The sequence below is a fragment of the Paenibacillus polymyxa genome (assembly GCF_001719045.1).
Classification (GTDB): domain Bacteria; phylum Bacillota; class Bacilli; order Paenibacillales; family Paenibacillaceae; genus Paenibacillus; species Paenibacillus polymyxa_B.
Map to the genome: position 1 here is coordinate 474,905 of NZ_CP015423.1, position 20,604 is coordinate 495,508.

21 protein-coding genes and 1 other annotated feature are annotated in these 20,604 nt (G+C 45.5%); of the genes, 3 read left to right on the plus strand and 18 right to left on the minus strand.

What is annotated here, in order from left to right:
• Position 1: 1 nt before the first annotated feature.
• The 9 genes from der to AOU00_RS02310 form a co-directional block, all read right to left on the minus strand.
• Entirely contained in the window at positions 2–1,324 is a 1,323-nt protein-coding gene (gene der, locus AOU00_RS02270) for a ribosome biogenesis GTPase Der (RefSeq protein WP_013310744.1), read from the minus strand.
• 147 nt (positions 1,325–1,471) lie between these two features.
• Positions 1,472–2,698: a 30S ribosomal protein S1 gene (rpsA, locus tag AOU00_RS02275; RefSeq protein WP_013371699.1), complete on the minus strand. Its 1,227-nt coding sequence runs from the start codon at positions 2,696–2,698 to the stop codon at positions 1,472–1,474.
• Positions 2,699–2,818: 120 nt separating this feature from the next.
• Positions 2,819–3,412 carry a lysophospholipid acyltransferase family protein gene (locus AOU00_RS02280; RefSeq protein ID WP_013310746.1) on the minus strand — a complete coding sequence of 198 codons (594 nt, stop codon included), beginning with the start codon at positions 3,410–3,412 and terminating at the stop codon, positions 2,819–2,821.
• The gene (gene cmk, locus AOU00_RS02285; RefSeq protein ID WP_039271040.1) at positions 3,409–4,116 is read right to left on the minus strand and encodes a (d)CMP kinase; all 708 of its coding nucleotides are present in this window, start codon (positions 4,114–4,116) and stop codon (positions 3,409–3,411) included. The genes AOU00_RS02280 and cmk overlap by 4 nt, the downstream gene beginning before the upstream one ends.
• A gap of 129 nt (positions 4,117–4,245) precedes the next feature.
• Positions 4,246–4,905, minus strand: a complete 660-nt coding sequence (locus tag AOU00_RS02290) for a flagellar brake protein (protein ID WP_069289830.1) — start codon at positions 4,903–4,905, stop codon at positions 4,246–4,248.
• A gap of 165 nt (positions 4,906–5,070) precedes the next feature.
• The gene (ypeB, locus tag AOU00_RS02295) at positions 5,071–6,456 is read right to left on the minus strand and encodes a germination protein YpeB (RefSeq protein WP_061829227.1); all 1,386 of its coding nucleotides are present in this window, start codon (positions 6,454–6,456) and stop codon (positions 5,071–5,073) included.
• Positions 6,457–6,721: 265 nt separating this feature from the next.
• Positions 6,722–7,417 (minus strand): glutamic-type intramembrane protease PrsW, encoded by a 696-nt coding sequence (prsW, locus tag AOU00_RS02300; protein WP_069289831.1) that lies wholly within the window; start codon positions 7,415–7,417, stop codon positions 6,722–6,724.
• An 86-nt stretch (positions 7,418–7,503) separates the two neighbouring features.
• A complete protein-coding gene (locus AOU00_RS02305; protein ID WP_013310751.1) occupies positions 7,504–8,118 on the minus strand; it encodes a genetic competence negative regulator in 615 nt (204 codons plus the stop codon).
• 197 nt (positions 8,119–8,315) lie between these two features.
• Positions 8,316–8,693: a hypothetical protein gene (locus AOU00_RS02310; RefSeq protein WP_039271033.1), complete on the minus strand. Its 378-nt coding sequence runs from the start codon at positions 8,691–8,693 to the stop codon at positions 8,316–8,318.
• A 94-nt stretch (positions 8,694–8,787) separates the two neighbouring features.
• Between AOU00_RS02310 and AOU00_RS02315 the strand changes: the two genes are divergently transcribed.
• On the plus strand, positions 8,788–9,714 hold the full coding sequence (locus tag AOU00_RS02315; RefSeq protein WP_069289832.1) for a polysaccharide deacetylase family protein: 927 nt from the start codon (positions 8,788–8,790) through the stop codon (positions 9,712–9,714).
• 105 nt (positions 9,715–9,819) lie between these two features.
• Here AOU00_RS02315 and AOU00_RS02320 read toward each other — a convergent pair whose 3' ends face one another.
• Both AOU00_RS02320 and AOU00_RS02325 read right to left on the minus strand, forming a co-directional pair.
• Positions 9,820–10,161 (minus strand): hypothetical protein, encoded by a 342-nt coding sequence (locus tag AOU00_RS02320; RefSeq protein WP_039271029.1) that lies wholly within the window; start codon positions 10,159–10,161, stop codon positions 9,820–9,822.
• Complete coding sequence (locus tag AOU00_RS02325; protein ID WP_061829230.1) at positions 10,158–10,745, minus strand: type II CAAX endopeptidase family protein; 588 nt, start codon at positions 10,743–10,745, stop codon at positions 10,158–10,160. Before AOU00_RS02325 ends, AOU00_RS02320 begins: the two co-directional genes overlap by 4 nt.
• A 185-nt stretch (positions 10,746–10,930) precedes the next feature.
• Positions 10,931–11,180: a binding site (T-box leader), on the plus strand.
• Positions 11,181–11,441: 261 nt separating this feature from the next.
• Between AOU00_RS02325 and serA the strand changes: the two genes are divergently transcribed.
• Positions 11,442–13,034, plus strand: a complete 1,593-nt coding sequence (gene serA / locus AOU00_RS02330; protein ID WP_039271025.1) for a phosphoglycerate dehydrogenase — start codon at positions 11,442–11,444, stop codon at positions 13,032–13,034.
• Between the two features lie 222 nt (positions 13,035–13,256).
• Here the strand turns inward: serA and AOU00_RS02335 are convergent, their stop codons facing one another.
• The 6 genes from AOU00_RS02335 to AOU00_RS02360 all read right to left on the minus strand — a co-directional run bounded on the left by AOU00_RS02335 (position 13,257) and on the right by AOU00_RS02360 (position 18,967).
• Positions 13,257–14,699 (minus strand): ATP-binding protein, encoded by a 1,443-nt coding sequence (locus tag AOU00_RS02335; RefSeq protein ID WP_061829231.1) that lies wholly within the window; start codon positions 14,697–14,699, stop codon positions 13,257–13,259.
• Position 14,700: 1 nt separating this feature from the next.
• The gene (locus AOU00_RS02340; protein ID WP_039271023.1) at positions 14,701–15,417 is read right to left on the minus strand and encodes a response regulator transcription factor; all 717 of its coding nucleotides are present in this window, start codon (positions 15,415–15,417) and stop codon (positions 14,701–14,703) included.
• Positions 15,418–15,526: 109 nt separating this feature from the next.
• On the minus strand, positions 15,527–16,285 hold the full coding sequence (locus tag AOU00_RS02345) for a pseudouridine synthase (RefSeq protein ID WP_023989197.1): 759 nt from the start codon (positions 16,283–16,285) through the stop codon (positions 15,527–15,529).
• A gap of 78 nt (positions 16,286–16,363) precedes the next feature.
• Positions 16,364–16,894 carry a spore maturation protein gene (locus tag AOU00_RS02350; RefSeq protein WP_013310760.1) on the minus strand — a complete coding sequence of 177 codons (531 nt, stop codon included), beginning with the start codon at positions 16,892–16,894 and terminating at the stop codon, positions 16,364–16,366.
• A 7-nt stretch (positions 16,895–16,901) separates the two neighbouring features.
• Positions 16,902–17,645 (minus strand): nucleoside recognition domain-containing protein, encoded by a 744-nt coding sequence (locus AOU00_RS02355; RefSeq protein WP_061829232.1) that lies wholly within the window; start codon positions 17,643–17,645, stop codon positions 16,902–16,904.
• Between the two features lie 59 nt (positions 17,646–17,704).
• Positions 17,705–18,967 carry a D-alanyl-D-alanine carboxypeptidase family protein gene (locus AOU00_RS02360; RefSeq protein ID WP_061829258.1) on the minus strand — a complete coding sequence of 421 codons (1,263 nt, stop codon included), beginning with the start codon at positions 18,965–18,967 and terminating at the stop codon, positions 17,705–17,707.
• A 217-nt stretch (positions 18,968–19,184) separates the two neighbouring features.
• Here AOU00_RS02360 and AOU00_RS02365 point away from each other — a divergent pair, with 217 nt between their 5' ends.
• Positions 19,185–19,907 (plus strand): hypothetical protein, encoded by a 723-nt coding sequence (locus AOU00_RS02365; RefSeq protein WP_061829233.1) that lies wholly within the window; start codon positions 19,185–19,187, stop codon positions 19,905–19,907.
• A gap of 92 nt (positions 19,908–19,999) precedes the next feature.
• Here the strand turns inward: AOU00_RS02365 and ytfJ are convergent, their stop codons facing one another.
• Positions 20,000–20,491 (minus strand): GerW family sporulation protein, encoded by a 492-nt coding sequence (ytfJ, locus tag AOU00_RS02370; RefSeq protein WP_061829234.1) that lies wholly within the window; start codon positions 20,489–20,491, stop codon positions 20,000–20,002.
• Between the last annotated feature and the right edge of the window lie 113 nt (positions 20,492–20,604).

Genomic DNA, 20,604 nt, shown 5'->3' on the forward strand with positions numbered 1-20,604 from the left:
CCTAACTTTCGTCAGACTTGCGCCGTGTAAAGATACGAATTGGAGTTCCTTCAAAATTGAAGGCGGCGCGAATTTTGTTCTCCAGATAACGCTCATACGAGAAGTGCATTATTTCTGGATCGTTTACGAATACAACCATCGTAGGCGGCTTAACAGCAACCTGGGTCACATAGTTAATACGCAGACGACGTCCCTTGTCTGTTGGTGGAGGATTGATGGCAACCGCGTCGGAAATTACATCATTCAGCAAATGTGTCTGAATACGCAATACATGCTGCTGTGCCACATGCTGTACAACAGGAAGCAGCTTTTGCAGGCGTTGCTTCGTTTTTGCAGACAAGAACACAATCGGAGCATATGTCATAAACAGAAAGTGATCGCGAATTTTCGTTTCAAACTGGTGCATCGTTTTATCGTCCTTGTCCACGACATCCCATTTGTTAACGACAAACAGCGACGCTTTACCCGCTTCATAAGCATAGCCAGCAATGTGCTTATCCTGCTCAATAATGCCTTCCTCGCCGTTAATAACGACCAGTACAACATCTGCACGCTCAATGGCACGCATGGCACGCATTACACTATATTTTTCGGTCGTTTCATATACTTTGCCACGTTTACGCATACCTGCCGTATCAATCAGCACATACTTTTGACCGTCTTTTTCAAAAGGTGTATCAATTGCATCACGCGTCGTGCCCGCAATGTCACTAACGATAACCCGTTCTTCTCCCAGAATGGCGTTAACCAGTGAAGATTTACCTACATTTGGGCGGCCGATCAAGGCAACACGAATAACGTCTTCATCATAGTGATCTTCTTCCAGCTCAGGCAAATTGGACGTAATGGCATCTAGCAGGTCGCCTATCCCTGTGCCATGACTACCAGAAACAGCAATTGGATCACCAAATCCATAAGAATAAAACTCATAAATCAGATCGGCGCGACTGAGGTTGTCCACCTTGTTGACAGCTACGATGATCGGTTTACCCGAACGATATAACATTTGAGCTACCTCTTCATCTGACTGTGTAATTCCTGCTTTCGCATCACTCATGAATACAATTACATCTGCTTCTTCTATTGCAAGTTCGGCCTGCATACGGATGGATTTTAAAATGACATCCTCACCATCAATCTCAATGCCGCCGGTGTCAATAATACTGAAGGATTTACCATTCCACTCCGATATACCGTATATACGGTCACGAGTGATTCCGGGTTTATCTTCCACGATGGACAAACGATCCCCGATAATCCGATTAAAAATAGTGGACTTACCCACATTCGGACGACCAACGATAGCCACAACGGGTCTTGCCATAAATTCACTCCTCCTGTCAATTCTTCCGCTATCATCATAGCAAAAAACATACCTATTGGCGATATGGTCACGTAACAACAATCGGCGAACCCTCTGGGTCCGCCGATGGTGTACGTTATGCTTATTATAAAATGTATTGATTTAAACTCATTTGAATTTGTTCAGCTTATCGCCAAAACGCTCGCCGAGCGTAATGCTCAGACCGGAATTATTGAGGGAAACGTTAGGATTATTCAGTTCCTCACGAGGTGCACGAGATGCACGTGGTGCTCTTTCTGCTTTAGGAGCAGCTTCAGGAGCTTCCTCAGTTTCTTTAATGCTCAGGCTAACACGTTTTTCGGAAGGATTCATCTCAAGAATTTTAACTTTCACTTCTTGTCCTTCTTCCAGAACTTCTTGTGGAGTTCCAATGTGTTTGTGGGAAATTTGGGAAATATGAACCAAACCTTCCACGCCAGGAGCGATTTCAACGAATGCACCGAAGTTAACCAGACGTTTTACAACACCTGTTACGATGTCATTGTTGTTGAATTGTCCAGCAGCCGATTCCCAAGGACCAGGCTGTGCAGCTTTCATGCTCAGGCTGATTTTCCCTTTTTCAGGATCTACTTTCAAGACTTTCACTTTCACTTGATCTCCTTCAGAAACTGCATCAGAAGGCTTATCGACATGAGTCCAAGCAATTTCAGATACGTGAACCAGACCGTCCACGCCGCCAACATCTACGAAAGCACCGAACTGAGTAAGACGTTGAACCGTACCTACGATTTCTTGGCCTTCTTTCAGCTCAGCCATTACTTTAAGCTTGTTGGCTTCGAATTCTGCTTCCAGAACGTCTTTTTGAGAAAGGATCACTTTGTTATTTTCACGATCCAGTTCTTTTACAACAACACGCAATGTGCGGCCTTTGTAATCACTGAAATCTTCAACGAAGTGGCGTTCTACCATGGATGCAGGGATGAATCCGCGCAGACCCACGTCTACTACGATGCCGCCTTTAACGACATCATTCACAACAACTTCAAATACTTCTTTGCTTTCGAACAGTTGCTCCAACTTTTCCCAAGCATTTTCACTGTCGATTGCACGTTTGGACAGAACAAGTTTTTCCTTGCCATCGTCAATGCTGATAATTCTAGCTTCAACCTCTTGGCCTACTTGTACTGCTTCTTCTGCGTTATCCAAACCAGAAGACAACTCGCGAATTGGAATAACTCCATCGTATTTATATCCAATGCTTACTACCGCTTGGTTATCTTCCAATTTCACGATTGTACCCTTAACGGTGTCACCTTTTTTCAGGGAGACGATTTGATCGAGCTCGTCTTGATTTGCCGCTTCAGCAGCTTCTTGATTTTTAATTTCTTCCGACATGTCAATACCCTCCTCAATTCAAAAAAAACCATTTATTTAAACCTGCGCATGGCAGAGTTCAAAACATAAATAAACTTTTGTTCTAGTTTTCCGAGCTTAGACACAATTCATGCAAGCCTTTCAGTTATTCGTAGGCTTACCCGTTTCCTTCATCGTGCGAATACGAGACATAATTGCTTCTGTTGCAAGTTCAAGCGGATCTCCTTCGATATCGGCACCCTTTTGGTAAGCGTCCAAATTGACAGGTTTACCGTATAACACTTTCGTTTTACGGAAAAGCTTGTAATCACCAATAATGGCGACCGGAACGGCAGCCGCTCCACTGCGTAGCGCAAAGCTTGCAGCACCTTTTTTACCGATTCCCCCAGCTCCTCTGGAGCCTTCGGGAAAGATCCCCATAACCTTACCATCACGCAAAATGTTCAATGCCAGCTTAATGGATTCCTTACTTACACCACCGCGTTTGACTGGAAAAGCTCCCAGTTTCCCAATTAGTGGACCCAGTACAGGAACATTAAACAGCTCGGCTTTTGCCATAAAGTGAACCTTTCGCTTCAGCAAAATACCGACTGTAGGAGGGTCAAGATTACTAATATGATTAGAACACAACAGCACTCCACCCTCAGCAGGAACATTTTCCCTGCCTACCGCCTCAAGTCTAAACAGAACGCGGTAAATGAGACGCAAAATACTGGCGCATACAGTATATATCATTGGCTGATCTCTCCATCCTTCTCCGTTAAGCAATAAGATACGATCGTATCAACGACATCCTGAATGCCCATTTGAGTCGTATCGAGCACGATGGCGTCCTCACTGCAACGAAGCGGGGATACCTCCCTCTCCTCGTCAAGCTTGTCACGTGCCGCAATGTCACGTTCTAGCTGCTCCAGAGTGATATCATCAGTTTCGCTCAGTTCTTTAAAACGGCGAGAGGCACGTTCCTGAACACTTGCGGTCATGAACACCTTGACTTCCGCATCGGGAAGTACAGTTGTTCCAATATCACGACCATCCATAACGACACCCTTGCGCGCAGCCATTTCACGCTGGTTTTCAGTCAAACGTGTACGTAAACCGGCAATACTTGAATACTGTGACACGTTGCTAGTCACTTCCATCGAACGGATCACAGTGGTTACATCTTCCCCGTTACAATAAACCTTTTGGCCTGTGGGGTCCGGTACTAATTCAATCACCAGCTCAGGTACATGTTGAAGCACTTTTTGTACATTTTCTGCAGGAATTTCCTTACGCATCATGTACCACGTTGCTGCTCGGTACATGGCTCCGGTATCTACATATACATAAGAAAGTGCTTTCGCCACCAGGCGGGCCACTGTACTTTTCCCTGCACCAGCAGGTCCATCAATGGCTACATTTATTTTGTTACTTGAAGATACATGTTGCCTTGCCAACAGGGAATTCCTCCTAACCTAACCTCAAGAAAAAAGCAGGCATTGCCTGCGACGTGAAAATTATACCACACATTTATAGGCGATGCAAAATAAGCGACAGGTTTACTAAAAAAGAAAAATTTCGGATGATTAAGATTTTCCCCGGAATTCCAGCTGTCTTTCAAAGCAATATTTAATCAGTTTTTGGCGCTCCTGATCAGCGATTTCCTCATATTTCAGCATAATGAGTTTGCGACCGTTTTCCATCTGCTGAATGCGCACAATTTCAGATTGGAACGGAACATGCTCCTGAGTACCGTTTTTATATGGAACTAAAATCCAGCAAGACAATGATTCTCCTTCTTCAAGATGATGAGTTCCCTGGGTGTGAAAAGAAACACCCCCGCCTCCTACATCATGTGTCTCTGCTACAAATCTGGACTCGTTCGCACCATGCTTTACTGCAATTTCCAAGTTGGCCTTAACCCGAAGAAAGTTGCGGCGCTGAATTTTGCTGATGCTGTCTGGAGCAGGTTTGTGGATACGAACCATCCGGAGGATATCCTCTTTAAAACCCGTAACGTGGGTATTAAAATAATTTTTAATCCCACCCTCGCTCATAAAAAATATAGACAGTTCTTCCCCTAGAAACAATTTTTTCAAATGCCCACTTGTTTGTGACATAGGAATTTCAATTAAAAAGTTCTGTGGCTCCTCTTCTGCAATACGAGACTTAAATTCAAAAATCTCGTCCTTATGGTCAGTACCAGCCACTTGTATGTATAACACATCATTAATTTTGGGAAACAAATGATCCACCATCCTTGTCCATTAAAAGCTCTAATTAAGGTATATAATACCACGACTTTGTGCCTATATTAAGCATTATATTTGTTCGATCTATGACTAAAGCACAAAAAACCTCCTTCATGAAGGAGGTTTAGAGTGACTATTGATTCATTTTCATGTAATCAACTACGCATTACTTGCAGTAACCTGAGGTTCATCTGAATCTTTAACCTCTTCAATCGTTTCTTCCATCCCCGTATTGGCGTTAATATATATCCGGTAAACGGAACCATTGATTTTACCACCAAATTCATAACACAGAACTTCATTCGAAAGTTCATTTTCAATTAAAGCTTTACGGTGGTAAGTTTCACGAAACTCAGGATTCAATTTTGCTCGTGCTGCATTCAAATTCAATTTCGCTTGCGGAATGCGGCGGAGATGACTATGCTCATACACATAATCACTGGATTGAAAACCGATCACTTGTCCGTTATCAAGGCCTGATCTGACTGTGATTTTTTCTGGATAGATAATCACGTCCCCTTGTTGGCTCGCAAATGTAATATTAGCTAAATTCCCGCTCTCATCATACGCAACTGGCTTCATTCCTTTGTAACCTTTTTGTTCAAGGTATTCACTAGCATAGCGAATCGCTTCATTACGTGTTGCTTTTTTAGGACCTACAGCTCTCATGTCATGATAAGAAATAAGCTTGCCGCCTTTTTTCGTAAAATCCATACTGGCCACGGGTTGCTTCTTATTTAGCAGGGTAGCTGTATAAGATGCCCATTCCGTTCCTTTACCGTTTTCGTTCACACGGATCTGACTTTCCGGTTTTCCTGTAAATTCAGCGGCATTTCGTTTAATTTGTTCTGCATTCACTGCCGGGAGACTCAATTTTTTCACAGAGCGTTTATCATAGATGCTGGCTACAGACGGTCCCCAATCCAGCTCCTTGTAGTTTTCCACCTTTTTGTCCACGGTTTTAAAGCCATCAATAATGGTGTTGTCCTTCGGACCAGTTTGCGAACCTGCCGCCATATCTACATCCATCCATCGCAAATTTTTGCTAAGGACCTTTTGCTGCACTTCCTGCATGTTTTTCGAAATTTCTTTGGAATTGTTATATAACGTTTTCAGGTTCGAAATTTCTTTCTCGTTTAATGGTTCGTGGTCCAGATCACGGACAGCGGTCTGATACGAAAACGCGGATAGATGTGACAGTAAATCCTTGGCATGATTAAAAGGCATTACATTCAGAGGCAACTGATTAACCTCATTTTGGGCCTCACTTGCAATCCTCCACACGTTCATCAAACATTTGCGGTGCATCGCGTGTGAAGTATTATGGACAGCAACCGCGTTCCCGAGTTGAGAATGCAGCTGATCCATATGAAACGACAAATCGTGAAACGCACGCTGGTATTGATTTTCCGCTTTTATCGACATGCTATTTGCCTGAAGAGACACCTCTTTTCTCATCTGGCTTTGCTGATAACCCCACACAAATGCTCCTATCATCATCAGGGTAACCACCGGGAACAATACGGCACTAAGTCGCTTATACATATTGGGAGTCTCCTTTCTTCAAGTACACTACCGATAGTGTGACAAGAAGAATGCTCTCTTATGCATGGTTTTCCATGACTTCAACAATAAACTCACAGTTATCGCAAATGCAGCGTTTAAAGCCGGTCTGAATCTGTCCTTGCTCTATACGTCCTCTCAGCACAAAACGTTCCCCACATCTTTTACAATGAATTCTTACTTTTATACGCAAAAAAAAGACACCTCTTTCTCTAACAGGTTTGTCAGATCAGTGTGCCCCATTTTGTTACATGTTAACCTTTTCTTCCCGTTTTAACAAACGAAAAGGAGAACGGTTATTAGCTCGACTGATCTTCGCCATTCCTCCATACCATAGAAATGCCATAAGTGGAATGATAAACCAGATCCAGTCATGCGAAAATTTCGTTAAAATCAAATCGTATACTCCGTGCCAGAACCATGGAAGCACCAATGACAGCAGCAACATGTATTTGCTCCTCAAGCCCTCTAAAAACTTGGCCTTCCCCATGTAGTAGCCCATCATTACACCAAACATCGCATGACCTGATACCGGTAGCAATGATCTCATCAGCATCATGCTAATCGAAGCATGGCCCGCCCACGCATATAACAGATTTTCAACTGTTGCAAATCCGAGTGAGACTGCGGCCGCATACAAAATACCGTCATAAGGCTCGTCGAACTCGGTATGATTATAGATGATGTGATACAACAGAAACCATTTAAAAAACTCTTCCACTCCCGCTGAAATGCCGAACACCTGGATTAACGTGTGATCCCCTAGCCAAAGCAGCAGCCCGCGTTGAAAAATCATGACAGGAAGAACCACCAAAAAGCCGAGCAAAAACACTTTAATAACCATGTGCAGTGGCTCCGAATCATACCTGTCCTTCAAGTAAAAATACATCAATAAGGCGAGACCCGGCGCTGTGGCTGCCGCTAAAACCGAAAACAGAAGCACCGATCATCCCTCCATAAAAATGAGTCGGCCCTGCTTTTAGCGCAGAGCCGACAAATTCACTTCGATATCACTTTCGATAAAACGAATCAAGAACGGCTGTCAAAATGAGTGCAGATGACAGCAACTGCCTGCTCAGGAATGACCAGCTTGCCGTACTCTTCCAACATAGCTGGTGTAACGGATGAGCCTTCTCCAAATTCAGCAAGAACCGCAATTAAAGCCGCAAGCTTGGACTCCTCTACTTCTTCTGGTTCCAAGTGCAGAATCCATTTTCCTCTATAATGATACAGCTTACCTGCTTCCGTAGTGTTACTACGAAGCATATGAGCCGCTTCTATGAGTACTTCGAAATCGCTAAACGCGTAAACGATGGAATCGCTATGCTCCAGCGTGACTTCCATTTCGTAGACTTCCTCTGGAAGCTCCTCATCGGGACCCGAACCATACTGTTGATGGTCGTATTTTCCCCGGGTGACGATAACAACCATTCCTTGAGCAGGAAGCGCAAAGACTTCGACAGCTAACGGTCCCGTGGCGTCGAAGCCCAGTTCGCTGTATGCCTGATCCATCATTTCGGTAAACAGCTCATGAACTCTTGGAATTTCTTGCCACATATCGTCTTTTTGAATACCGCGTTCGCTCAAATCGTCAAAGGTAAGGAAAATCCGTATCTTGTCCTGACTTAATCTTTCTATTTTCATACTGGACCCTCCTCCTGGCAGCCGAGTGTTATTAACAGATTATGATGCAATTATGATGCCTGTGATGAAAATGGTTCTATGTAATCATGTTATCATTTTATAATCGTAAATGCACGCAATAAAAAGATAAAAAAAAGAATCATTTGAACGGCTTTTACAAAAAAGCCGCAAAATGATTCGGAATAAAGGTTTCTGGGTTACAATCCCGGTACGGCTGTATGAGTTTCTTTCAAAATTTGCTCGACCTCACGCTTAACATCGGGACTTGTTCTGATGAAGTCTTTAATCAACTTCATATTCTCTTCTTTGTTCTTGGCAGTATGGGCGTTATGAGCGGTTTTATCTGTTGGTGAATGATGGTCTTGATCCTTATGGGTGTCTTCTTTATTTAGCGTTATCTCGCCCATTCCGGGGAATGCCGCGTCCATCATTTTAGTACGGGCTTTCTGCACTAAATTGCCGCTTTTTTTTCCACCCATGTCCATGGATAAGCCCAACATGTCGCGGTTGCGGGAGATCAAAGAGCTTGCTACAGCGCCCAAGACGATTCCCAGGAAAAATGAAGATGTTTTCACAATTAGAACCTCCCTTTGTGGTAGAATCAAGCATAGTGTTCGTCAGTAGTGACAAACTCATACGGTATAAAATACAGGAAGGTGAGATGAAATAATGGGTACAAAAACAGCAGCCATTTTGTTCACCGCATGTCTGCTGCTTAGTGCTTGCACTGCAACCAAGCCGGAATCTGCGGCAACAAGCAAACAGCAGGATTCGGTAGCGTCTGACTCAAGTAACAGCGCCAAAGATCAGAGCAGCGTCTCTTCCCCAAAAAGCAGCAGTAAGCAAGCAGGCAGTGATGATCATAACTCAGCGGGTAAAACCAATGCACAAAATGATAAAACCAGCGAAAGCAACGAAACAGGAGCTGCGACATCTGCAACTACCAATAACAAAATGTATCACTTGAACAAAGCCTACAATGTAATTCCTAACCAACAAGGCACCGAAAAAAAAGTCGTGTTACTGACCTTTGATGATGGTCCTAAGGAAGCAGCCATGATCAACAAAATCATAGATGTACTCGATAAACACAAAGCGAAAGCGATTTTCTTCGTAAACGGTTACCGTGTAAAAGAGCATCCTGAGTTGCTTAAGCTTATCCATGACCGTGGACAGCCCATCGGCAACCATAGCTGGGATCACATCGTGCTGAAGAATAAATCTGAGCCTGAGGTCAAAAAACAGATTGAATCGGTACAAAAAGTTGTTAAGGACATTACAGGACAAGCCCCCGTATTCTTCCGTCCCCCTCATGGTGCCGGCGGAGACGTAGGTCGCAAGGTCGCTAAGGAAAACGGTCTCCTATACATGACATGGTCCGTCGGTTCTCTGGACTGGACAATGAAAAAGAATCAGCCTAATAAAACGGAGGCACTTCTCAAAAACGTAACGGAACAACTTCATCCAGGCAGCAATATTTTGATGCATGAACTGCCATGGACAGCTGAGGCTCTGGACAGTCTATTGACACGCCTCGAGCAAAAGGGTTACCAATTTGTTGATCCTCAAAGCATTGAGGTTCCTGCTAGCAAATAGACACTTGCGTATACTCAGTCTTAACTGTAGATGATGCAATAAAGGCCTCCACTCTCCGCTATTCATGCGGAGACGGAGGCCTTTTTACCGTATCATTTTGCGCCTTTACCAAAGCATTTCACTGATGGGTGGTGCACCCTTGATGCCCCACCACAGTAACGCTGCAGTAATCAGCACAAAAAGGGTACTCAAAAAATTTAAAAACCACTTACTTACCCGAATACGGCGGGACGGAAACATTTCCGCCCGCGTTCGGTACTCACTGGCAGGAGTGTCATCCTCCATCGTCACAGCAACTTCTGGTACAGCGGCAACGTGAGCCAATTCTGGCACGGGCCGTGAAGCACGGGAGCGAACTGGTTTAGATTTTGACCTGTCCTCCTCCTTGCCTTTGCGACCATTTCGACGGCTACCATAGGTCTGCACTCTGCTAAGTTCCTGATTCATTCTTCATACCTCCGAAAACGTAACGCTAAGCCAGATATAAGGTCAATCACAAAATGACAAATGATCGGTGCCCACAGACTACCGGTCTGCACATATATGTAGCCCAATCCATAACTGCTAAGAAAAACCCAGCCAGTGGGAATCCAATGCCGTAAATATCGGATATGAATCACCGCAAACAAAATGCTTGTCCAATAAGGACCAAAGCTGTACTGAATCGCACCTCTGAACAAGAGTTCCTCACAGATAGAGACGATAGCTGCTATACAAATAATATGCCACACCGGACGATTTTGAAACAGCATTTGGTTAATACCACCGTCATCCATAGCATCCTCAGGCATAATCCGGGATAGCAACAGATCCACAAGTAACATAGCGGCGGCCAATCCCAATCCCCACCATAAGACGTGCAGAGTGTTCGGCAATGCAAATAGTTCTAACACATTTCTTTTCTGAAAAAATATCCAGATTGCGCCAATCAGCAGGGTCAGCCCCTGAGTTAGATACAAATTGTAAAGCAGCAAGCGGTCGTTTAATTCATGAATTTGCGCTCTTTTCCATTTCACTTTAAGCTTTTTCATAGTTAGTTAGTCCTCTGCATAGTCTTCTTTAGCATCATAGCCAAAAAGTCGGGCGGATTCAAGAAGACTTAAATCTTAATTTTCCGAATTCTGTAGCTATATATCTAGACGGCTATCCACACATGTCGCATGTCCTATTGACATGCCCATGTAAGCCATGATACATTATGAAAAAATTATTATCGACAACAACAATGATGGAGAAAAGGTATTGATTTCGTCCTCAGAGAACCGGTGCTTGGGTGGAAGCCGGTGACGAAGTAACTACTTTCAGCGCTCCTGAGTTATTGCACCGAGGTCTGTGGAATACTTCCCGGCATTAGATGCAATCGGCAGAAAACCGTTATCCTTTCGGTCATTTTATGACCGCTGAAGGCAGTCCATTGCGAAATGGCTGCGAATTAGGGTGGTACCACGATAACTCTCGTCCCTTACTATGGAGATAGTATGTGATTCGGGGGTTTTTTTGATGCCCGAAAACCGCAAAGCGCCTCCGCGTAAGACTTTTGATCGTCAGTTTGGTGCATAATACTATTTTATCCCTTTTCTGCGTCAATGCGTTATCACACTAGTATTTTACACCGCTCACCTGTACTTTTAGAAGCATTTCAAGTTTTTTCATGTTCTTTATGGAATGTATTTCAGTTTGAAGTACATCCTGTCCATAAAAGAAGTTAACTTTGAGGAGGAAACCAAATGTTTAAAGTGTTAGTATCCGATCCGATCAGTGACCTGGGCATCCAGCAGCTGATGGATGCAGACGATGTCACGGTGGACAAGAACACAGGTCTCAGCGAGGATGAATTGGTTCAAATTATTGGTGACTATGACGCATTACTCGTTCGAAGCCAAACTCGGGTTACCGAACGCATCATGACGGCAGGTAAGAACCTCAAGGTTGTAGGGCGAGCTGGGGTCGGAGTGGACAACATCGACCTCGAAGCAGCAACACAACGCGGGATTATCGTTATTAACGCTCCTGACGGCAACACGATTACGACTTGTGAGCACACTTTTGCGATGATGATGGCTCTAGCACGTCATATTCCACAGGCATATGCCAAAACCATTGGCGGTACATGGGATCGTAAAACATTCCTCGGTGTCGAACTGCGTAACAAAACACTTGGAGTCCTCGGCATGGGACGTATCGGCAGTGAGGTGGCTAAACGTGCTAAAGCATTTGGCATGAGCATCCTCGGCTATGATCCATTTCTAACGGAAGAACGCGCTGAGAAGCTGGGCATTAAGCTGGCGAGCGTGGACGAAATTATCCGCAACGCAGATTTTATGACCGTACACACACCATTAACACCGGAAACGAAACATATGATTGCTCGTCCACAGTTTGAAGTGATGAAAAAAGGAATGCGCATCATCAACTGTGCCCGGGGTGGAGTTATCGATGAAATGGCTCTTGTTGAAGCCATTGATGAAGGTATCGTTGCCGGTGCAGCCTTTGACGTATTCGAGTCAGAGCCGCCAGCACAGGATCACCCATTCCTGAGTCATCCGAAAATTATCGTCACACCACATCTGGGTGCCTCGACTGTCGAAGCTCAGGAAAATGTAGCTATCGATGTGTCCGAGCAAGTGCTGCATATTTTGCGTGATGAGCCTTTTAAAAATGCGGTCAACATGCCTCCAGTACCATCCAACGTCATGACGCAATTGCAGCCATATTTCTCGCTTGGAGAAAAGCTGGGCAGCTTTGCCGCTCAGATCACGAATCAGGCTGTACGTGAAATTCAGGTAGATTACGCTGGCGATTTGTCCTCTGTGGATACACAGCCGCTGACACGGTATATTTTGAAAGGTGTTCTTAGCCGTCATCTGGGCAGCGATGTGAACATTGTAAACTCTGTACATCTGGCCAAAACACGTGACATCCATCTTGTCGTATCTCAGGCGCCCGCCACCAAGGGTTTTACCAACCTGATTACCGTTACACTCAAGACGCAGAGCGGCGAAGAGCAACGTGTATCTGGCACCCTGCTGGCAGGCTATGGCGAACGTATTGTTCGGTTGAACCAGTTCCCGGTAGATGTGGCACCGGAAGCTCATTTCCTGCTCATCTCCCACAATGATAAACCAGGCATTATCGGTCGTGTCGGCACCTTGCTTGGCGAGAACGGCGTCAATATCGCTTCCATGCAAGTAGGGCGTAAAATTGTCGGCGGTGAAGCCATCATGATCCTGACCGTTGATAAAGCTGTACCAAAAGACGTGCTGATTCAACTCGTTGGTTTGCCAGAACTAAATACTGCCCAAGAAGTAGTGTTAAATTAGTTCCAGACAATATTGAGAAGTCCATGGTTTTATAATAAAGAGAGGCGCCTGGCTACCCAGGCGTCTTTTTCTCTTATACCGTTATCTGTCATGAGAGCAATCATCATGCATGAAACAGGATGTTCCACGTTGAACAAGATAAATGTTGATTTTTCAACAAAAAGCACCCTCTTCCGAGGATGCCTGCAAACCGGGGTATATCAGCTGGGGCTTATAATTCTGTTACAGACCCAGCTTTGTTTTGTTGGAGATCGGCAGCAAAATAGTAAATTCCGTCCCTTCCCCCAATACGCTTGTAGCAGAGACAGAGCCTCCGTGAGCCTCTACAATGTTCTTTACAATAGCAAGCCCCAAACCAGTCCCTTTATCCTCACCACGTACTCTGGCCTTATCTGCCTTGTAGAAGCGGTCGAAAATATAAGGTAGATCCTCGCTGGCAATGCCTACACCTTCATCCTTAATCCGAATACGGATTAACTCATGCCGTTCTCCCAAAATTCGATCCGCCGCAATAGTAACCTTTTTCCCGCCGGGTGTATGTCTGAATGCATTATCCAGCAAGTTGGTCAATACCTGCTCCAGTCGGTCTTCATCTGCCTCAGGCAGCAGTAAACGTTGGCCTTGCTCATGGTAATCGAGTGTCATTCCCTGTTCCTTTGAACGTACCGTAAATTTACGGTGAACACGCTCGATCAGCTCATTCACATCCACTTCCTGTCGGTGCATGTCTGTATGACCAGCCTCCATTCGGGCCAGATCAAGCAGATCCTTGACTAACCTTCCCATGCGTAATGATTCATCATGGATGACCTGTACCAGCTCCTCGGATTCTTCAGGGGAACCCGCCATACCATCCAGCAACGCCTCACTGTAGCCCTGCATCATAGATAAAGGTGTACGGATTTCATGAGATACGTTGGCCACAAAATCGCTCCGCATCTTCTCCAGCTTCACTTCTTCCGTAATATCTCTAAGCACAGCTACTGCACCGCGGATTGCATTATCCGTATACAGAGGAGCCATCTGCACCGACCAGGAGCCCTTCTTGACATGGATATAGTCTCCGACATCCTCTCCCCTGTCCATAACAGTATGGAACAGAGACTGCAAAGGCTCAGGTACAGAAGCTCCAAACTCCTCCAGATCACGCTCCTGCCACTCCAGCTTTTTCCAGATATCCAACAGACTTTGTGCCGGCGGATTCGTCAAGATGATTTGTCCGCTTCTGTCGAAGGTGATTACGGCATCAGACATGCTTCGCAGTACGCTGGATAAATGGTTTTTTTCCTCATTCAGACTGCGGATCGTTGCTTCCAGTTCCGTAGACATATGATTAAAAGTTTTCGCCAGTTCTCCAATTTCGTCACTGGTCACCAGCGAAAGCCGAGTATCATACCTTCCCTCACGAATCGCATTCGCCGCCTGAATCAACAGCTGCATAGGCTGTGTGATTTTAGTAAAAAGGAATAAGGCAAAAAAGGTCGTCAATAAAAATCCGACAATGCATGTATAGGTGAACAAATGCTTGATTTCCGTCGATTCATACGCCGCAAAATTTCTGTTGATGTACGGCAATAAAAAAAGCCCTAGAAAAATAAGCACAGAGCCTACAAGACAAATGATGGTGATCCACAGCTTGCCTACCAGCGATCTCCAGAAGTTCACGTTATTTTGGAACCTCCAGCTTATAACCTACGCCCCACACGGTCGTAATCATAGCCGCTGCCTCTGGCGATACCTTATTCAGCTTTTCACGAAGCCGTTTCACATGCGTATCCACAGTGCGCAGATCACCAAAAAATTCGTAATTCCAAACGTCTTTCAGCAGTTCCTCACGCGAGAAGACTTTATCTGGCGACACCGCCAAATAGTGCAACAGCTCGTACTCTTTAGGCGTGAGACTGATTTCAATCCCGCCCGCAGTTACCCGGTGCGCATCATGCTCAATGATAAGATTCGGAAAAACAATACTATTGCTTGGTACCGCCTCTTTCGTTAAAAAGGCAGTTTCCGACGAACGGCGTAAAATCGCCTTCACCCGGTAAATGACTTCTCGCGGGCTAAAGGGCTTAACCACATAATCATCGGCTCCGACTTCAAAGCCTTGTACACGGTTCACTTCCTCACCTTTGGCAGTGAGCATAATTACAGGTGTAGACTTAGTCTGACGCAGCCGTGTACACACCTCAATCCCATCCATCCCCGGAAGCATTACATCCAGTAAAATAATGCTGTAATCGCTTGCAGTCGCTTTTTGGAGGGCAATCTCACCATCCTCAGCTTCGTCAATTGCATATCCTTCTTTTTCCAGATACATCCGCAGAAGGCGGCGAATGCGTTCTTCATCATCTACAATTAATATGCGGTTGCTTTGTTCTGACATATTCCCAGCCCCTTCGCTAAAAAAACCATTCTCTCTATTTTACTATTTTCCCGTGCTTGGTCAAACTTTACTCTCATCCAATAGTCTCTTTACACCAAAAAGGCCGGGGTTATGACCCCCGTCCTGTCCGTTTCTTTTTCGTGTTGTCTGATTTGGCAAGTTGAATGAGACGGTTGATTTCGTCCTTGGTTAAGGGTCTGGTCAGACCGCGCTTCAAGTTTTGTAGCAAAAGATCACCGAAGGCAATCCGCTTGAGTCTGATGACCGGGTGTGAAATGGCCTCAAACATCCGTCTTACCTGGCGATTTCTACCTTCATAAATGGTAATCTGGATCACAGACTCCTTACCATTCGGATCTACATCTTTATATTCTACCTCGGCTGGTGCAGTAATGCCATCTTCCAGCACGATTCCTTTTTTCAGCTTGTCCAGCTCAGTACCATGCGGAACGCCTTTGACAGTTGCCACATATGTCTTGGGCACATGATGCTTGGGATGGGTGAGCAGATTGGCGAACTCGCCATCATTGGTAAGCAACAGCAGTCCTTCGGTGTCGTAATCGAGACGTCCTACCGGATATACGCGTTCCTTAACGCCTTTCAGATAGTCTGACACGATTTTACGGCCTTCCGGATCGGAAGCACTCGTAATGACTCCTTTAGGTTTGTTCATCATCAGATAGATTTTTTTCTCGGTTTTGATCGGGCGTCCCTTTACCGTAATCATATCTTGATCAGGGTCTGCCTTCGTTCCCAGTTCAGTTACGACAACCCCGTTCACTTCCACGCTGCCCGCCTGAATAAGCTCCTCACATTTACGTCTGGAAGCTACACCAGCTTGGGCCAATATTTTCTGCAATCTTTCCATGTTCGCTAATTCACCTCATGCTAATGATACCCATCCATGAGCAAAATCACAACCCCCGTTCAAAAAACGATGCAGAAATTAAAATACAAGCAGGCAAATGGCAATGGCTGCCACAAAACCAACCACATCTGAAAATAGTCCTACCTTCAAAGCATACCGTCCATTGCGGATACCTACCGCACCAAAATATACAGTTAGCACATATAGCGTCGTGTCTGTGCTGCCCTGAATCGTTGAGGCGATCCGACCGATCATGGAATCCGGGCCATAAGTGCGAATTAGATCCGTCGTGAACGCAAGTGAACCGGTGCCCGTCAATGGACGAAGCAAGCCTAAAGGCAGTACCTCACCGGGTACACCCCAGTGTTTAATCCATGGGGTTACCCAGGAGATCAAATAGTCTAAAGCGCCGGATGCTCGAAAAATGCTAATCGCCACCATCATGCCTACGAGATGAGGAATAATGCTGATGGCGGTAGAAAAGCCGTCTTTGGCTCCATCCACAAAAGAATCGTAGACAGGTACCTTTTTAGCATATGCATATAAAGGAATAAAAGCGAGAATAACCGGAATGGCCCAAGTCGATACGAGGTTTATAAAATTAAGCATGCCTCCCTCATCCTTTCCAAGTGGTGTCCCTGCCCTTGGCAGCCGTGATTCCCGTTCGCGGAACGGCAGGTGAAGATACGGGCAGCGTCGTTGAAGAGGCAGCAGATGTTGGTGCTGATGAGATGAGTGGTGCCAAGGATGTCTGGGACGGCGGAATCGCTGGAGGACGGCGGCGCAATTCTCGACTACGGTACCAACGGTCCGCCGCAATTGCGGCAAAGGTGGCTATTGCGGTCGCTACCAGTGTCGTACCGACGATTTCTGCCGGATGTGCGGAATGAAAATTAAGCCGTATCGCGATCAACGTCGTAGGAATAAGCGTAATACTGGCCGTATTCAGGGCGAGCAGCGTACACATGGCTGGTGTGGCGGTTTGCTTATCTGGATTGAGCGTCTGCAACTCTTGCATAGCCTTGATTCCCATCGGTGTGGCTGCATTCCCCAGACCCAGCAAATTGGCGCTCATATTGGACAAAATGTAACCCATAGCGGGATGATTACGCGGAACATCAGGGAAGAGAAAGGCAACCAAAGGAGAAAGCAGCTTGGATATTTTCTGTAAGAGCCCACCATCTTCAGCCAGCCTCATCATGCCCATCCAAAACACCAGCACACTTATCAGTCCAAAGCACACTGTAACCCCCGTAGTTGCCCCGTCAAAAGCTGCTTTCGTCACCACCTCAATATTTCCCTGCGCGGCGGCAAATATAAATCCAATACAAATCAAAGCCACCCATATGAGATGAATCATGGCTGATTCCTCCTTTTCCCAATGATGTGACACGTCCCAGCTCTAATTTCCTGCTGGCCCTAGGCTCCAAACAAATTTTTTAGGATTTCGTTCCATCTGCTCGTCCAACCTTGTTGCTGAGTATTGTTCGCAGGATCTTGTGCAGTTGGAGCCTCTTGCTGTGGATGTACGGTACTTTGAGCAGGCAGCTTACTACCTTTTTCATACACAGGAACAGAACCGATAAGTTTACCTTCCAATAGGAATTCGACCCGCCCTCGTAAGCCAAAAGATACGTCCGCTCTGTCTGCAGAAGCAGAATTTTTATACAACACCAGTCTTTTGTGCAACTGGGTCTTCTCACCATCATGTAAAGGATAGGCAAAGCTTGTACCTGTTAATAGTGGGTAACCATCGATAGGTTGCTGCTTGTCCGTAATCGGGATGAGCGGATAATATCGGAATCCGTAATCAAGCATACGTGCATGATCGTTCCAATCGTCCCCGTCATTCAAGGTAACGGCAGCGAGCTGGCGACCGTCCCGTGTGGCAGAGCTGACCAGACAGCGAAACGCTTTTTTGGTAAAGCCTGTTTTCACACCGTCAGCTCCCTCATACAGCCGCAGCATTTTGTTTTTGTTGTGCCATGAGTAGTCCCAAGAATCGTTGGGATTCGGTGCTTTTTTCAGTTCTGTTTTTACGATACGGGCAAAAGTTGGATTATGCAGCGCATAAGCAGTTAGCCGGGCCATATCATTGGCTGAGGAATAATGTCCCTCGGCATCCAGCCCGTGAGGATTAGCAAAATGTGTATGGCTTAGCCCAAGCTGAACCGCCTTGTCATTCATCAAATGGACAAATCCCTCTTCCGTCCCCCCCACATGCTCAGCAATGGCAGAAGCGGCATCATTACCAGAACGGAGCATTAAGCCGTACAGCATATTTTCCAGCGACATTTGTTCACCCATTTGCAGAAAAAGCGAGGACCCTTCTTTGGCATACGCGGTTGGACTCACCTTTACCCGGTCCTGCAAGCGTCCATGTTCAATGGCCACGATTGCAGTCATAATCTTGGTCAGGCTGGCAATACGTAGCTCCCGGTCACCCTCGGTAGAATAAATGATTCTTCCTGATGTGACATCAATTAAAGAAGCAGCCTGTGCATGGGTTCCTATTGCGGGCGGCGCTGCTTCTGTTTTTATCGCTCCCCGAACGGGCTGTGGACTCAGCAACGTAAGCGGCAATGAAAAAATAAGCAGAAGCACCAGCGGCAAAACAAATGCGCGTGCCTTATTCAAGAAATGGCTGTGGTCCGCGTGAATGTGTTGCTTTTTTTTAAACATTTGGATTCCTCCGGTTTTGAGCAAGTCTTGTACCATTCTATGTCCAAGCTGTTCAAAGTATGTCCACCTTTATAACAGAAAATTCCTTTACGGGACAGCCATTAGCCGCTCTCTTTTTGCTCTCTTTTTGCTTTCTTTCTGCATAAACCAAGCAACTTGCCCTCCCGAGTACATATATATTAGTTACCAAAGTTAAATATGGATCGGGGGTTACATCATGCTGCGTCTCCAGTTTGAAATGATTTTAAGATCGCGGATTGTAGAGTCCGCAGAAGCATTGCATCGAAGCGGTGTATCCTTTGCCACTTTTGCTACCGCACGTTGCAACCAGCAATTTTGGGATTTAACGGAAAAGGGTGGTTTTCAGATTAAAACAGGTGTCACTCCGGGAGAGGGGATCAGAGACATTTTTTTAAACGGTCATCAATACGCTTTTGAATGTGCAACAGCTATGGTTATTGTGCTGTACAAAGGAGTGCTGGATTCCATTCTGGAAAGTGAGTTTAATCGGATTTTTGCAGGTATGCTGCTGTATGACTGGCATTATGACAGTGACCTCAGGCTCATACAGCAGCAAGGGAGTCATAAAGCAGCTCCTGGCGATATTCTGTATTTCAACAATCCAGATGTGTCATCTGAAACATTGGAATGGAAAGGAGAAAATGTAGTTAAGTTGAAGGAAGACTTGTTTTATGGACATGGGATTGGCATCTTGCCGGCGAAGGGTATTATCGATTCCCTGAATCAACATCGTCGGCCGGAAGCCACGGTATCTGCTTATTTGACGAATGAAGTGGTCTATCCGGACTTCATCTACTTATCGCAGTTCGCTACCGAAGGAAATCGAAAAAATGAATTGTCGCTGCATACTTTGTATCACCAGGAATACAGTCACCGTATACATGCTGTCATTGGGGGAAGGCAGTATATTCTGGGATAGGGCCAAGTGTAAGCAGAAAAGAAGGTATTCCTTAGCCTATACTCGGCTTTGGGATACCTTCCGGAGAGAACGCTTTTCATTTCCAATGACTTTTACAAGTAAGCCGGTCCAGAATTACTTTGATCAATATTAATATCTACAGGTACCTGTGGGGGTGGAGTCTGCACGTTGTCGCCTGCATTCCGGAAGATAGACTGAACCTTATCAATCAGGTATGGGGTGGAGTCAATGAGTTTCTCAATCAGATGCGTTTGGTTGTCCAATGGAACGATTTGTGCCCCCTGTTTGCCAACAACCAGAAAAGCAATGGGATGAATAGATACACCACCACCGCTACCGCCACCAAAAGGATGAACTTCCTTCCCGCTATGATTACCGGAAGCCGAGGAAGTATGAAGTGCCTCTTCGTCTACGTTAAAATCACTTCCCCCGGCAGCGAAACCAAATCCTACTTTACTGATTGGCAAAATAACGGAACCATCGGGTGTTTCCACCGCGTCTCCCACAATCGTATTCACGTCTACCATGGCTTTGATGTTTTCCATTGCGGTTTGCATGAGCCCTTGAATCGGGTGATCTGACATGATTAATTCCTCCTCTGCTTATCTCAAGCGTAGATTGCCTTTTCTTTCGCTATTGTGCGCAAGGGTTCAAGGAAATATGTATGTCATCCGATTCGGTTATGTCTTAATCTGGA

What these genes read in the sequence shown, in the direction of transcription:
- der (WP_013310744.1), bottom strand. Translation starts at nt 1,324, where the DNA reads ATGGCAAGACCCGTTGTGGCTATCGTTGGTCGTCCGAATGTGGGTAAG.
- rpsA (WP_013371699.1), bottom strand. Translation starts at nt 2,698, where the DNA reads ATGTCGGAAGAAATTAAAAATCAAGAAGCTGCTGAAGCGGCAAATCAA.
- AOU00_RS02280 (WP_013310746.1), bottom strand. Translation starts at nt 3,412, where the DNA reads ATGATATATACTGTATGCGCCAGTATTTTGCGTCTCATTTACCGCGTT.
- ypeB (WP_061829227.1), bottom strand. Translation starts at nt 6,456, where the DNA reads ATGTATAAGCGACTTAGTGCCGTATTGTTCCCGGTGGTTACCCTGATG.
- AOU00_RS02305 (WP_013310751.1), bottom strand. Translation starts at nt 8,118, where the DNA reads ATGAAAATAGAAAGATTAAGTCAGGACAAGATACGGATTTTCCTTACC.
- AOU00_RS02315 (WP_069289832.1), top strand. Translation starts at nt 8,788, where the DNA reads ATGGGTACAAAAACAGCAGCCATTTTGTTCACCGCATGTCTGCTGCTT.
- AOU00_RS02320 (WP_039271029.1), bottom strand. Translation starts at nt 10,161, where the DNA reads ATGAATCAGGAACTTAGCAGAGTGCAGACCTATGGTAGCCGTCGAAAT.
- AOU00_RS02325 (WP_061829230.1), bottom strand. Translation starts at nt 10,745, where the DNA reads ATGAAAAAGCTTAAAGTGAAATGGAAAAGAGCGCAAATTCATGAATTA.
- serA (WP_039271025.1), top strand. Translation starts at nt 11,442, where the DNA reads ATGTTTAAAGTGTTAGTATCCGATCCGATCAGTGACCTGGGCATCCAG.
- AOU00_RS02340 (WP_039271023.1), bottom strand. Translation starts at nt 15,417, where the DNA reads ATGTCAGAACAAAGCAACCGCATATTAATTGTAGATGATGAAGAACGC.
- AOU00_RS02345 (WP_023989197.1), bottom strand. Translation starts at nt 16,285, where the DNA reads ATGGAAAGATTGCAGAAAATATTGGCCCAAGCTGGTGTAGCTTCCAGA.
- AOU00_RS02350 (WP_013310760.1), bottom strand. Translation starts at nt 16,894, where the DNA reads ATGCTTAATTTTATAAACCTCGTATCGACTTGGGCCATTCCGGTTATT.
- AOU00_RS02355 (WP_061829232.1), bottom strand. Translation starts at nt 17,645, where the DNA reads ATGATTCATCTCATATGGGTGGCTTTGATTTGTATTGGATTTATATTT.
- AOU00_RS02360 (WP_061829258.1), bottom strand. Translation starts at nt 18,967, where the DNA reads ATGTTTAAAAAAAAGCAACACATTCACGCGGACCACAGCCATTTCTTG.
- AOU00_RS02365 (WP_061829233.1), top strand. Translation starts at nt 19,185, where the DNA reads ATGCTGCGTCTCCAGTTTGAAATGATTTTAAGATCGCGGATTGTAGAG.
- ytfJ (WP_061829234.1), bottom strand. Translation starts at nt 20,491, where the DNA reads ATGTCAGATCACCCGATTCAAGGGCTCATGCAAACCGCAATGGAAAAC.